This is a genomic window from Flavobacterium seoulense (assembly GCF_000695795.1).
Classification (GTDB): domain Bacteria; phylum Bacteroidota; class Bacteroidia; order Flavobacteriales; family Flavobacteriaceae; genus Flavobacterium; species Flavobacterium seoulense.
In genome coordinates this window covers 213,579-227,306 of sequence record NZ_JNCA01000001.1, presented here as the reverse complement: position 1 = coordinate 227,306, position 13,728 = coordinate 213,579, and the positions used below count along the sequence as shown (strand labels likewise).

Sequence of the window (13,728 nt, the reverse complement as noted above, 5' to 3'; positions counted from 1 at the left end):
AATGAAAAAGAACATAATATATGCCATCGTAGCAGCTGTTTTAATAGGACTGGCAGCTTATAAAATTGGAAATAATAAAGAAAAGCAGCAACAAGAAGTAGCCGAAGTTGCTAAACAAGTAGATAAAATCAACGTAAATACAATTACTGTTTCCAGAGAAAATATTAATACTGGTTATGTTGCCAATGGTACTTTTCTTCCAAAACAAGAAATGAATCAAGCTGCTGAAATTTCAGGGCGTATTCTAAGTGTTCTTGTAAAAGAGGGCTCAAGAGTTTCTGCCGGACAAACCTTAGCTACTATCAAAAGAGACGCTATTGAAGTTGATGTAACTCAGGCACAAAACAATTTACAAAATGCCATTGCTGATAATCAACGTTATGAAAACGCTTATAAAACCGGTGGTGTTACTAAACAACAGCTTGATAATTCAAGATTGCAGTTAAAAAACGCTCAGGCTGCTTTAAAATCGCAAAATGTAAAAGTAAATGATACCCGAATCAAAGCCGGAATTAGCGGTACCATCAATAAAAAAATGGTTGAGCCTGGAATGGTAGTTTCACCAGGAACTCCTTTGTTCGAAATCGTTAATATTAATTCGTTAAAACTTTCAGTTTTAGTTGACGAAAGCCAAATAGGAAAAATTAGCGTAGGTCAAAATGTAGCAATTAATGTAAATGTTTTAGCTGACGAAAACTTCAGCGGAAAAATTACTTTTATTGCTCCTAAAAGTGATGCTTCATTAAATTTTCCAGTTGAAATCGAAGTTCAAAACAAAGGAAATTTAAAAGCAGGTATGTATGCTACAGCTAATTTTAAAACCAGTAGCGGTGCTGAAACTCAAAATATGATAACTGTTCCTGCAACAGCATTTGTAAACGGAGTAAGTTCAGGGCAATTGTTTATAATAAACAATGGAACTGCAAAATTAATTAAGGTACAAACTGGAAAAGTGTACGGTGATAAAGTTCAAATCTTAGACGGATTAAATGAAGGAGAACAAGTAGTTACTTCTGGACAAATCAACCTGGACAACGGTTCTAAAATTAACATCATAAAGTAATACAAAAATGAAGTTAGCAGAAATATCTATTAAAAGACCATCCCTGGTAATCGTATTATTTACGATACTTACCCTGGGAGGTTTGTTAAGTTACTCCTTAATGGGGTACGAATTAATCCCGAAGTTTGAAACTAATATGGTAACTATTTCTACGGTATATCCGGGAGCTTCGCCAAGTGAGGTAGAAACTTCGGTAACCCGAAAGATTGAAGATGCCGTTGGTGCTTTGGAAAACGTAAAGAAAGTAGAAGCTTCGTCATACGAAAGTTTATCAGTTGTAATGGTTCAGTTAAACACTGGTGCCGATGTAAACTACGCTATGAATGATGCACAAAGAAAAGTAAATGCAATTTTGGGAGATCTTCCTGAAGATGTTGATGCTCCGTCACTTCAAAAATTCTCATTAGATGATCTTCCTATTATCACCATGAGTGTTTCCAGTGATAAATTGAATAATAAAGAATTATACGATCTTTTAGATAAAAAAATCGAACCAATATTCTCTCGTGTAAACGGAGTAGCTCAGGTTGATCTTGTAGGTGGTCAGGAAAGAGAAATTCAGGTTAATTTAGATGAAAAGAAAATGCAAGGGTACGGTCTTTCTATAGGCGATGTACAACAGGCAATTTTAACATCTAACCTTGATTTCCCTACTGGTGCTTTAAAAACAAGAACATCAAGAGCCACTATCCGACTTTCCGGAAAGTACCAAAACATTACGGAAATGAATAATCTTGTGGTTTCTAATAAAAACGGAGCACAAGTAAGACTTTCAGATATTGCAACCGTTTTTGATTCTCAAAAAGATACCGAAAAAGTAGCAAGATACAATCAGTTGCCTACTATTTTAATGCAGGTTAAGAAACAATCAGACGCTAATGCTGTAACGGTTTCTGAATTAATCGAAAAAACAGTTGCTCAGGTAGAGACTGATTATAAAACACAAGCGGTAAAAGTAAAAATTGTAGATAACACTACCGATTTTACATTAGAAGCTGCAGATCACGTAATCTTCGATTTGTTCTTAGCAATTATTTTGGTAGCAATTGTAATGCTATTATTCCTTCACAATATCCGAAATGCCTTTATCGTAATGGTTTCTATTCCAGTTTCGTTAATCGCAACCGTAATTGGGATGTACTTAATGGGATACACCTTAAACTTAATGAGTTTATTAGGACTTTCATTAGTAGTTGGTATCCTGGTGGATGACGCAATTGTGGTTTTAGAAAACGTATACCGTCATATGGAAATGGGTAAAAGCCGAATTCGTGCTGCTTATGATGGTGCTTCAGAAATTGGATTTACAGTAACGGCTATTACATTGGTAATCGTGGTCGTGTTCTTACCAATTGCAATGAGTTCCGGATTAGTAGCTGATATTTTAGCTCAATTTTGTGTGACTGTAGTAATCGCGACAATGTTCTCATTATTGGCTTCTTTTACCATTATTCCATGGTTATCTTCAAGATACGGTAAATTAGTTCACCTTACCGGAAAAAATATTTTCGAAAGATTTATTCTTGGTTTTGAAGCACAATTAGATAAATTCACACACTGGATTTCAGGAATTTTAGAATGGTGTTTAAAAACAACTCTAAGAAGATTTCTTACTGTATTTTTAACATTTGTCCTGCTAATTGTAACTACAATGGGATTACTTGGCGGTGGATTCATCGGTGGAGAATTCTTCCCTAAAACCGATAGAGGTCAGTTTTTAGTTCAAATGGAATTAACGAAAGATGCTTCGGTAGAAAAAACCAATCAATTGACTTTAGAGGTTGAAAAATTCCTTAGAAATGATAAAGAAGTAGTAGATATGATTACGACTGTAGGGCAACAATCTACTGGTTTTGGTGCTGCACAGGCTACTTTATATCAATCTGAAATTCAGGTAAACTTAGTCGATAAATCATTACGTAACGAAAGTACTGATATTAAAGCCGCTAAGATAAAAAGAGCATTAGAAGAAAAATTCACTGGAGTTGAATTTAAAACCGCTCCTATCGGATTAATGGGTGCAGATGCTGCGCCAATTGAAATGGTAGTTACAGGTCCGGATAATGCAACAGCTAACAAAGAAGCAAATCGAATTCTTGAATTGCTTAAAAAAGTACCCGGATCAGTAGATGCTGAATTATCATCAGATGGTGGTAGCCCGGAAGTTCAGGTAAATATCGATAGGGATAAAATGGCTTCCTTAGGTTTAAACTTAGGAAGTATAGGACAAACCATGCAAACGGCTTTCAGCGGAAATACCGATGGAAAATTCAGAGCTGGTGAATATGAATATGATATCAATATTCGTTTTGGTGATGCCAATAGACAATCCATTGAAGATGTTAGAAACTTAATGTTTACAAATTCACAAGGACAACAAATTAGATTAAGTCAGTTTGCTGATGTAAAAATGGGCTCTGGACCAAGTTTGTTAGAGCGTAGAGACAAATCACCATCTGTAAAGGTGAAATCAAAAGTAGTAGGTCGTCCTATTGGTGACGTTGCTAATGAATGGGCAGCTCAGTTTATGGATAATGAAAAAACGAAACCAGCTGGTGTAAATTACATTTGGAGTGGAGATATGGAAAACCAAACTGAAGGTATGGGTACCTTAGGAATTGCGTTATTAGCTGCTATCATATTAGTTTATTTGGTTATGGTATCGTTATATGACTCATTTGTATATCCTTTTGTGGTATTGTTCTCAATTCCGTTAGCATTGATTGGAGTAATGGTAATTCTGGCATTAACAGCAAATTCATTAAACATCTTTACTATGCTTGGTATGATTATGTTGATTGGTCTGGTAGCCAAGAATGCAATTATGATTGTCGATTTTGCGAATATGCGAAAAGCTGAAGGAGAAACTACTCATGATGCATTGATTCAGGCAAACCACGCGCGTCTTCGTCCGATTTTGATGACTACCATTGCGATGATTTTTGGTATGATACCAATTGCAATTGCAAAAGGAGCCGGAGCAGAAATGAATAACGGTTTGGCTTGGGTAATTATTGGTGGGTTGACATCATCATTATTCTTGACTTTGATTATCGTACCTGTAGTTTACTCACTATTTGATTCTATTTTAAGAAGAATGGGCAAAGATGAAAAAGTAGATTACGATGCCGAAATGAAAGCAGATTATGAACATCTGGAAATGAGTGAAGACGGATTTACCCCAAAACACAATCATTAATCAAGATATAATTTCAGAATTGAAAGAGCCTGTTCATTAATTTGGACAGGCTTTTTCAATTTTGTAAAAAACAATTCCGAATGGCTTAGCATTTTATTTAGAACAAATTAAAATAATTTGGTTTATATGTATTTAGCATTTACTTTTGCACAATCAAAATTTATTCTAAATAACATGAAAACTAAATTAACCCTATCCTTATTCAGTTTATTGTTTACTTTACTATTTTCTACTACTTCCTGGTCTCAGGAAAAAGGAACTATTAAAGGGCAAATTACAGTAAACGACAATCAATCTCCTGAAAATATCACTGTAATCCTAAAAGGAACCCGACTAGGAACAACTACTGATGAAAAAGGAAATTACAAGATAAAAAATGTTAAAGCTGGAAATTATACGCTAAAAATATCAGCAATTGGGTATAATGGAAAAGAACTAAAAATTAGTATTGCCGAAGGTCAGGAATTGATTCAAAACGCAAATATTAGTTCAAACTCTGAAGAATTAAATGAAGTTCTTATTAATAGTGGAAAAAAGAATCACTTAGCAAGAAAAGAGAACGTTCAAATTTCAAGACTACCACTTAAAAATCTTGAAAACCCACAAGTTTACACCACAATTTCTTCAGAATTATTAAAGGAACAAGTAGTTACTAATATTGATGATGCCTTAAAAAATGCACCAGGAATACAACCTCTTTGGACATCAACTGGACGTGGATCAGACGGAGCCGGATATTTTTCATTACGTGGATTTTCAGTTCAGCCAAGAGCTCTAAATGGATTACCGGGACTTTCTAATGGAAGTTTAGATCCTGCCAACATTGACAGAATTGAAGTAATTAAAGGTCCATCAGGAACTTTATTTGGGAACAGTATTGTTTCATACGGAGGATTAATCAATATTACAACTAAAACTCCATACGATCGCTTTGGAGGCGAGGTAAATTACACTACTGGCTCTTATGGATTAAACCGTGTAACAGCAGATATCAACACGCCTTTAAACGAAGAAAAAACAATTAATTTCAGAATCAACACAGCTTACCACAACGAAAATAGTTTTCAGGATGCAGGATTCAGAAAAGCTTTTTTTGTTGCTCCTTCATTATCTTACAAAGCTTCAGACAGACTTTCGTTCTTAATTAATACTGAAATTTTAAATAACGAAGCAACTAATGCAACTATGTTGTTTTTAGCCCGTAGTTTTCCGTTACGTGTGAACAATATTGATGAATTAGGCTATAACAACAAACGTTCTTATACAAGCAATCAATTATCAATTAAAACACCTTCTTTCAATTTGCAAGGACAAATGTTTTATAAAATAAATGATTCATGGAAATCTCAAACAGCTATTTCCAGAACATCAGCTAAATCTGAAGGATATTATAGTTATTTATTTGATAATACTGACCAACTTGTAACTGGTACTACCACAAGAAGATTTCCAGGAATTGACAATGGGCTAGTTTTTGACAGATTGTTAAACTATCAAAACTCAACAACTTTAGCTACAGACATCCAACAAAACTTCATTGGCGATTTTAAAATTGGAAACCTAAGAAATCGTATCGTGGTTGGAGTTGATTATTTTAATCGTCAAATTGTTGATAATGGAACTGGTTATGTACAAAATGGATCTGTATATATTGGAAATGATGATTTACAAACGGTTAATGAAGTTGTTTTTAAAGTAACAAATCCGGCACAATACATTAGAACTGGCGACAATGGTAAATTGAGCAAAAATGCTACTGATGCTTTATTAGTTGGAGCAACAGTTAATAATAGTAAACAAAAACAAGAAATTTACAGCGCTTATGTATCTGATGTGATCAATGTATTGCCAAATTTATCTGCTATGGCAAGTTTACGTGTAGATCGCTATATGAATGCTAAAAACGGTGGTTACAATCAAACAACTCTTTCTCCAAAATTTGGAATTGTTTACCAACCTATATTAGATGAAATATCTCTTTTTGCTAACTACATGAACGGATTTACAAATGTAGCTCCTGGAGAAGACATTAATGGTGCTGTCAGAACTCCTCGTGTTTTTGATCCTGAACATGCTGACCAATTAGAATTTGGAACTAAATTAAATTTATTTGAAGAAAAATTATATGCTACTTTTAGTTATTATAAAATTAAAGTAACAGATCGTGTTTACAGCATTCGTAACTCAGCTACTGATGTTACTAATTTCCAGGATGGAGCTCAAATCAATGAAGGATTTGAAGCTGAATTTATAGCTAATCCTATTCAAGGTTTAAACATTGTAGCAGGTTATAGTTATGTAGATTCTAATGTTACTAAAGGAGATATAAACACTATTGGCTACAGACCAACAACAGCAGGAGCTTATAATTCTGCTAATCTTTGGGCTAGTTACCGTTTCCAAAACTCTGCTTTAAAAGGATTTGGTCTAGGATTTGGAGGTAATTATTCAGGTGAAAATAAAGTGGTTAACGGAAGAGTAACCGGTGCCTTCACTATCCCTGAATATACTGTATTAAATTCGTCTATATTTTATGGAAATGACAAATTTACTTTGACATTAAAATTAGACAATATCGCTAATGTAGATACTTATGATGGATGGAGTACTGTTCACCCAAGAAACATGAGAGCTGTTGCAGCTAGTTTCGGTTACAGATTCTAAATAAATATAAACAAAAAACAGCTTTCTTAAAATATAAGAAAGCTGTTTCTTAATTTAAGAAACATGATTACATTAGTAAGTTTAATCGTTTTTTTAGCTTTTTTTGTTTTGTACAATACTTCTAAAAAAGCCACTTTAGCTACCAACTTTCAAGCAGAAAGATGGATTCAGCAAAACCCAAAGCCTTCACGATTTATAGGTTTGGGTCTGTTGTTGATCGCTTATATTCTATTACTTTCAATAAAAGCAGCTGGGGTTTCTAGCTTTTTATTTTTAATCCAAATCATGACTATAGGAAGTCTTGTTGTAATTTTAGCACCTTTAAAAATAATTAACTATAAATTGATTATCGGAATTATTTGTATCAGCACTTTTCTTGAAATCTATTTGTAAGTACATAAATTTAATTCATGCCAGCAAATCCAAAATACCTAACTCAGTCCAAATGGCAACGTTTTTCCAAAATTACTGCTGCAATTCTAGGTGGCTATTTAGTTTCTGTTAGTTTTCATTTAGCCCTGGCTTCTTGGTTTAACAGAGCAAACATTATGATAACTATGGCTTATACTGGTTTTATCCTTTGGGTTGCACTAATGGTTATAGCATTTCTTGCAAAAAAAGCCTGGAAAATCTGGCTTATTTATTTAGGTATGACTCTGGTATTTTCGGCATTAGTTTATTTAGGTCAAATCTATAATCCGATAGCAAAATAAATTATGAATAATAGAAATTACAATATTTTTTTTCACACACATACCGTAAGCGGAATTGTAATTAGTGTTGTTCTATATGTGATTTTTTTCGCAGGTTCTTTTGCTTTTTTTAAAGACGATATTACTAACTGGGAAAAAGGAGATGCACTTGTAACAAACCAAGAAATCCATTTAGATTACAATCAGGCTTTAAAAAAACTAGATCCGGAATTTGATCTGCAAGGCAGAAACATTAGTTTTTATCAATCGCCAGGAAAAAAAAGTGTTTCAGTTAGTTTAGGCGCATCCAAAGATACCTTAGCTTCCAAAAAAGCAAAAGAAGGTCAGTACTTTTATCTGGACACAAGCACCTATAAAACAAAAACGTATGATGAATCTTATTCGTTAGGAGAATTCATTTATAGATTACACTTTTTAGCACAAATTCCTTATCCTGTTGGTTATTATCTGTCGGGATTTATAGCTTTATTTTTCTTATTTGCCATTGTAACAGGAGTATTATTGCACTGGAATAAAATTGTATCAAGCTTTTATGTTTTTAGACCTAAAGAAAAACTAAAAACGCTGTGGACAGATGCTCACACTTCTTTAGGAATGTTAGGTTTACCATTCCAGTTTGTATATGCCGTTACAGGTACTTTTTTTATGATCAAATTAGTAATTGTAGCTCCTAGTGTTCAATTTTTATACCAAGGCGATCAAAAAAAGTTATACAAAGAACTTGAATATTCAGAAACCGAATATGACTACCAATATAAGCCATTAACTAAAACTTTTAGCATCAATGAAATGGTTACTGTTACAAAGAAAAATTGGGATGACTTTGAAATAACTCAGGTCGAGATTCAGAATTATGGCGATGCAAATATGCATGTTTCAGTAAAAGGAGAAATTGCTGTAGATAAGAAATTCACAGGAATTGGAAAAATGGTATACAATGTTGCCAATGACAAAGTGGTTCTTAAAAAAGATCCTAATACACAAAACTCTTTTTTAGATATTAGTAAAAACGTATTGTATCGCATCCATTTTGGCGATTACGGAGGTTATGGTTTAAAGATAATTAGTTTTGTTTTAGGTATTCTTTCCTGTTTTGTAATTATTTCAGGAGTTATGATTTGGCTTGTTGCCCGAGACAAGAAAAACATGCCTGAAAAGAAAAGACGTTTTAATGAAACCGTTGTTCGTTACTACTTAGCCATTTGCTTAAGTATGTACCCAGTTACGGCACTAACATTTATTATCGCTAAAATCTTTTATCCTCTAGGGAGAGAAAATCTTTATTCGGTTTACTTTATAAGCTGGTTAATTCTTTCTCTATTTTTTATACTTAAAAAGAATAATAATTTTACAAACCGATTGTGTTTACTTTCAGGAAGTATTCTCGGTTTTTTAATTCCAATTACCAACGGATTAAAATCAGGAAATTGGTTCTGGATTTCCTTTAGCAAACATCATTTCCAACTCTTTTTTGTAGATGTATTTTGGATTGTTCTTGCATCAATAAGTTTATATGTTTGTTTCAAGCTGAAAAAATCTAAAACCAACAAATAATAAATCATAAAAAAAGGCTTCCCGAATGAGAAGCCTTTTTTTATAACTAAATTCTAAAATCAATATTAATACATATTAACTATTGCTTCTTTTTTCCAGTGTTTTACTGATGCAATTTTATTATTAGCATAATCTACTTCACTTAAAGTCGAATCTTTCCAGAAAAACCATTTTCCTACTTTCTCTCCTTTTTGGTATTCAGCAACTGCTAATTTGTTTCCGTTTTTGTCATACGAAGTCCATTTTCCGTCCAGCTTTCCGTTTTTATAAAAACCTTCTTGTTGAACTTGTCCGTTTTCATAAAAATAAGTCGCTTTTACTTTGTTACCTACCGCTTCTAATTGCGGTTTTGGCGCTTGAGCAAAAATCATTCCTGTGATTAAAATTGCTCCAATAATCATATATTTTTTCATAATGTGAAATTTTACTTAGTTTGTTTTATCAAATTTAGATATTAATTTACATTTAAAAAACAATTTGGTAACAATTTAATAACATAGAACGAAAACTTAACATTGGAAATTAAAACCTCAGAATATTCGAATCATTAAAAAATCAATTTTCTCAATTCAATGTACATAATTAGTTCTAAATTTGCAGCCGGGTCTTTTTTTGACTTATAAACCAAATAATTAAAATTTTCGAAATGTACAGAAGTCATAATTGTGGCGAGTTAAACGCCTCACATATCAATACCGAAGTAACACTTGCAGGTTGGGTTCAAAAATCACGTGATAAAGGATTCATGAATTGGGTCGATTTAAGAGACCGTTATGGAATAACACAATTAATTTTTGACGAAAGTCGTACTGAAAAATCAGTATTCGAATTAGCAAAAACTCTTGGACGCGAATTTGTAATTCAAGTAAAAGGTATTGTAATCGAAAGAGAAGCTAAAAACAAAAATATCCCAACAGGTGAAATCGAAATTTTAGTTTCAGAACTAAACATATTAAATAGCGCTTTGACACCTCCGTTTACTATTGAAGATGAAACTGATGGTGGTGAAGATATCCGAATGAAATACCGCTACCTTGACATTAGAAGAAATCCTGTAAAAAACAGTTTATTATTCCGTCATAAAGTAGCAATGGAAGTTCGTAAATACTTATCTGATTTAGATTTTTGTGAAGTTGAAACTCCGTATTTAATTAAATCAACTCCGGAAGGTGCCAGAGATTTTGTTGTCCCTTCCCGAATGAACGAAGGGCAATTCTATGCTTTGCCACAATCTCCACAAACTTTCAAACAATTATTGATGGTAGGCGGAATGGATAAATATTTCCAAATTGTGAAATGTTTCCGTGACGAAGATTTACGTGCCGACCGTCAGCCGGAGTTTACTCAGATAGATTGCGAAATGGCATTTGTAGAGCAAGAAGATGTTTTAAACATTTTCGAAGGACTAACACGTCATTTACTAAAAGAAATAAAAGGAATTGAAGTAGATAAATTCCCCCGCATTACTTATGAATATGCGATGAAAACCTATGGAAATGACAAACCGGATATTCGCTTTGGGATGAAATTTGGTGAATTAAACCAATTGGCACAACACAAGGAATTCTCTGTTTTCAATGCTGCCGAATTAGTAGTAGGAATTGCTGTACCGGGAGCTGGAAATTATACCCGTAAAGAAATTGACGCCTTAATCGAATGGGTAAAACGTCCGCAAGTAGGAGCATCAGGAATGGTCTATGTAAAATGCAACGAAGACGGAACATACAAATCATCTGTAGATAAATTCTATGATCAGGAAGATTTAGCAAACTGGGCAAAAACAACAGAAGCAAATCCTGGCGATATGATTTTTGTACTTTCAGGACCAGCTAATAAAACCCGCACTCAATTAAGTGCATTACGTATGGAATTAGCCACTCGTTTAGGATTACGTAATCCGGAAGTATTTGCTCCATTATGGGTTGTTGATTTCCCACTTTTAGAATTCGACGAAGAAAGCGGTCGTTACCACGCCATGCACCATCCGTTTACATCTCCTAAACCAGAAGATATAGCCTTATTAGAAACGAATCCGGGACAAGTTCGTGCCAATGCTTACGATATGGTTTTGAATGGAAACGAAATTGGTGGAGGTTCTATCCGTATTCACGATAAAGCAACTCAACAATTGATGTTTAAATATTTAGGATTCAGCGAAGAAGAGGCAAAAGCACAATTTGGATTCCTAATGGATGCATTCCAGTTTGGAGCTCCTCCACACGGTGGATTAGCTTTTGGATTAGACCGTTTAGTTGCTATTTTAGGAGGTCAGGAAACCATTAGAGATTTCATTGCTTTCCCTAAAAATAACTCAGGAAGAGACGTGATGATTGATGCTCCGTCAGCTATTGACAATGCTCAATTAAGCGAATTACACATCCAGTTAGATTTGCAGTAAATACCTTTCGAAAAGCCTTGAATAGACTGAATATCAATTATTTTATGAAAATTTTTAATATTAATCATTTTCGTATTATATTAAACCTTACATTTGCCTTATTATAAATTATTATTACTATTACAATGCGTACAGGTACAGTTAAATTTTTCAATGAATCAAAAGGTTACGGATTCATTACAGACGAAGAAACAGGAAAAGACATTTTTGTTCATGCTTCAGGAATCAGCGCGGAGGAATTACGCGAAGGTGATAGAGTTAGCTATGAAGAAGAAGAAGGAAGAAAAGGAAAAGTTGCTGCTAAAGTTGCAGTAATCTAAACAAAATATTTTTTTTGTTACAAATGTTCAAAGCGTCCCGATTATCATCGGGACGCTTTTTTTTATGATTAATTGTTAAATTTTCACTTATTTTTAAGAAAAGTACAAAAAGCTTATTTATAATCATTAAAAACTACAGAAAAACCCCTTAAAACCAACCACTAATTTTGATGGTCTTCTTGTGTTTTATAACATTGAAGTATATCTTTGTGACTTATTCTAGCACAAAATTCATCATTATGCAATCTGATCAATACGATTATCTGCCAATACTTATGCAAGCGCTGCTCGCAATTGGTTTTGTAGTAGCTACTATTATCATTTCAGGAAAACTAGGACCTAAAAGAAATTCAGCCATAAAGGATAAAAACTTTGAATGCGGAATTGAGTCTGTAGGTAATGCACGTATTCCGTTTTCAGTCAAGTATTTCCTTGTAGCCATCTTATTTGTATTGTTTGATATCGAAGTTATATTCCTGTATCCTTGGGCTATCAATTTCAAAGAACTTGGAATGGAAGGAATGATCAAAATGGTGGTATTCATGTCTTTACTGTTAGTTGGTTTTTTCTATATCATCAAAAAGAAAGCATTAAAGTGGGAATAAAAAGAGATTCCAGATTTTAGACTTCAGATTTAAAATCGAAACTCTTAAACAATACAAAATTGATTTTAAATTTAAGTTATGAACTCATAACTCATAACTCATAACTTTTAATAAGATGAGCGATTCAAAAGTAAATATGGTTGCACCGCCGGAAGGAGTTGTAGGTGAAGGCTTCTTCGCTACAAAACTTAATGATGTTGTTGGTTTAGCAAGAGCCAATTCATTATGGCCACTTCCTTTTGCAACTTCTTGTTGTGGTATCGAATTCATGGCAACCATGGCATCTCACTATGACTTGGCACGTTTCGGTTCAGAACGTGTAAGTTTCTCTCCTCGTCAGGCCGATATGCTACTGGTAATGGGAACTATTTCTAAAAAAATGGCTCCTATTTTACGTCAGGTTTACGAGCAAATGTCGGAACCTAGATGGGTAATTGCAGTAGGCGCTTGCGCATCATCAGGAGGAATATTTGACACTTACTCTGTACTTCAGGGAATTGACAAAGTAATTCCGGTAGATGTTTATGTTCCCGGCTGTCCGCCTAGACCAGAACAAATTGTTGATGGTGTAATGAAATTACAGGAATTAGTAAAAACAGAATCGGTAAGAAGAAGAAGTTCGCCTGAGTATCAAGAATTATTAGCTTCTTATAATATCAAATAAAATGGCATTAGAAAACACAGCTATTCAAGAAAAATTAGTATCGACATTTGGTGACGATGTTTTTAATTTTCAGCAGGAAAGAGATATCTTTTCATTAGAAATTAATGCTAACAATAATACTGCTATCATTTTATTCTTAAAAAACGATCCTGAATTACGTTTTCATTTTTTAACAGATTTGTGCGGTATCCATTATCCTGAAAATCCAGCAGACAGACAATTTGCAGTAATTTATCACATGCACAATTGGTACGAAAACAAACGCATTCGAATCAAAGCTTTTCTTAACGGAGAAAATCCTGAAATAAAAACATTATCTACTATTTTCTTAACATCAAACTGGATGGAAAGAGAAACGTATGATTTCTTTGGTATCAATTTTATTGGTCATCCACAACTGAAACGTATTTTGAATATGGATGAAATGATTTCTTTTCCAATGCGTAAAGAATTCCCAATGGAAGACGGCGGAAGAACGGACAAAGACGACCGTTTCTTTGGAAGAACAGTAGACAATTGCTAAAAAAACAATATATAATTTTTCACAT

Annotated in this window: 12 protein-coding genes; 11 read left to right on the top strand and 1 reads right to left on the bottom strand. The window is 33.6% G+C overall.

Annotated elements, in window-relative coordinates; translation table 11 throughout:
* Position 1: 1 nt before the first annotated feature.
* The 6 genes from FEM21_RS00805 (at position 2) to FEM21_RS00780 (ending at position 9,193) form a co-directional block, all read left to right on the top strand.
* Positions 2-1,063 (top strand): efflux RND transporter periplasmic adaptor subunit, encoded by a 1,062-nt coding sequence (locus tag FEM21_RS00805; protein ID WP_035656752.1) that lies wholly within the window; start codon positions 2-4, stop codon positions 1,061-1,063.
* A 7-nt stretch (positions 1,064-1,070) separates the two neighbouring features.
* The gene (locus FEM21_RS00800) at positions 1,071-4,262 is read left to right on the top strand and encodes an efflux RND transporter permease subunit (protein WP_035656750.1); all 3,192 of its coding nucleotides are present in this window, start codon (positions 1,071-1,073) and stop codon (positions 4,260-4,262) included.
* Positions 4,263-4,436: 174 nt separating this feature from the next.
* Entirely contained in the window at positions 4,437-6,926 is a 2,490-nt protein-coding gene (locus tag FEM21_RS00795) for a TonB-dependent receptor (protein WP_035656746.1), read from the top strand.
* A 63-nt stretch (positions 6,927-6,989) separates the two neighbouring features.
* Complete coding sequence (locus FEM21_RS00790) at positions 6,990-7,319, top strand: hypothetical protein (protein ID WP_035656744.1); 330 nt, start codon at positions 6,990-6,992, stop codon at positions 7,317-7,319.
* 17 nt (positions 7,320-7,336) lie between these two features.
* A complete protein-coding gene (locus tag FEM21_RS00785) occupies positions 7,337-7,639 on the top strand; it encodes a hypothetical protein (RefSeq protein WP_035656742.1) in 303 nt (100 codons plus the stop codon).
* 3 nt (positions 7,640-7,642) lie between these two features.
* On the top strand, positions 7,643-9,193 hold the full coding sequence (locus FEM21_RS00780) for a PepSY-associated TM helix domain-containing protein (protein WP_035656741.1): 1,551 nt from the start codon (positions 7,643-7,645) through the stop codon (positions 9,191-9,193).
* 65 nt (positions 9,194-9,258) lie between these two features.
* Here the strand turns inward: FEM21_RS00780 and FEM21_RS00775 are convergent, their stop codons facing one another.
* A complete protein-coding gene (locus FEM21_RS00775; RefSeq protein ID WP_035656739.1) occupies positions 9,259-9,606 on the bottom strand; it encodes a toxin-antitoxin system YwqK family antitoxin in 348 nt (115 codons plus the stop codon).
* 233 nt (positions 9,607-9,839) lie between these two features.
* Between FEM21_RS00775 and aspS the strand changes: the two genes are divergently transcribed.
* From aspS to FEM21_RS00750, 5 genes are all read left to right on the top strand, one after another.
* On the top strand, positions 9,840-11,591 hold the full coding sequence (gene aspS, locus FEM21_RS00770; RefSeq protein ID WP_035656737.1) for an aspartate--tRNA ligase: 1,752 nt from the start codon (positions 9,840-9,842) through the stop codon (positions 11,589-11,591).
* 125 nt (positions 11,592-11,716) lie between these two features.
* On the top strand, positions 11,717-11,911 hold the full coding sequence (locus FEM21_RS00765; protein ID WP_035634121.1) for a cold-shock protein: 195 nt from the start codon (positions 11,717-11,719) through the stop codon (positions 11,909-11,911).
* Positions 11,912-12,150: 239 nt separating this feature from the next.
* Positions 12,151-12,516: an NADH-quinone oxidoreductase subunit A gene (locus FEM21_RS00760; protein WP_035656736.1), complete on the top strand. Its 366-nt coding sequence runs from the start codon at positions 12,151-12,153 to the stop codon at positions 12,514-12,516.
* 115 nt (positions 12,517-12,631) lie between these two features.
* A complete protein-coding gene (locus FEM21_RS00755) occupies positions 12,632-13,180 on the top strand; it encodes an NADH-quinone oxidoreductase subunit B (protein WP_035656734.1) in 549 nt (182 codons plus the stop codon).
* A gap of 1 nt (position 13,181) precedes the next feature.
* Positions 13,182-13,703, top strand: a complete 522-nt coding sequence (locus tag FEM21_RS00750; protein ID WP_035656732.1) for an NADH-quinone oxidoreductase subunit C — start codon at positions 13,182-13,184, stop codon at positions 13,701-13,703.
* The last annotated feature ends 25 nt before the right edge of the window (positions 13,704-13,728 follow it).

Coding starts and splice junctions, on each gene's coding strand:
- FEM21_RS00805 (WP_035656752.1), top strand. CDS start 2: ATGAAAAAGAACATAATATATGCCATCGTAGCAGCTGTTTTAATAGGA.
- FEM21_RS00800 (WP_035656750.1), top strand. CDS start 1,071: ATGAAGTTAGCAGAAATATCTATTAAAAGACCATCCCTGGTAATCGTA.
- FEM21_RS00795 (WP_035656746.1), top strand. CDS start 4,437: ATGAAAACTAAATTAACCCTATCCTTATTCAGTTTATTGTTTACTTTA.
- FEM21_RS00790 (WP_035656744.1), top strand. CDS start 6,990: ATGATTACATTAGTAAGTTTAATCGTTTTTTTAGCTTTTTTTGTTTTG.
- FEM21_RS00785 (WP_035656742.1), top strand. CDS start 7,337: ATGCCAGCAAATCCAAAATACCTAACTCAGTCCAAATGGCAACGTTTT.
- FEM21_RS00780 (WP_035656741.1), top strand. CDS start 7,643: ATGAATAATAGAAATTACAATATTTTTTTTCACACACATACCGTAAGC.
- FEM21_RS00775 (WP_035656739.1), bottom strand. CDS start 9,606: ATGAAAAAATATATGATTATTGGAGCAATTTTAATCACAGGAATGATT.
- aspS (WP_035656737.1), top strand. CDS start 9,840: ATGTACAGAAGTCATAATTGTGGCGAGTTAAACGCCTCACATATCAAT.
- FEM21_RS00765 (WP_035634121.1), top strand. CDS start 11,717: ATGCGTACAGGTACAGTTAAATTTTTCAATGAATCAAAAGGTTACGGA.
- FEM21_RS00760 (WP_035656736.1), top strand. CDS start 12,151: ATGCAATCTGATCAATACGATTATCTGCCAATACTTATGCAAGCGCTG.
- FEM21_RS00755 (WP_035656734.1), top strand. CDS start 12,632: ATGAGCGATTCAAAAGTAAATATGGTTGCACCGCCGGAAGGAGTTGTA.
- FEM21_RS00750 (WP_035656732.1), top strand. CDS start 13,182: ATGGCATTAGAAAACACAGCTATTCAAGAAAAATTAGTATCGACATTT.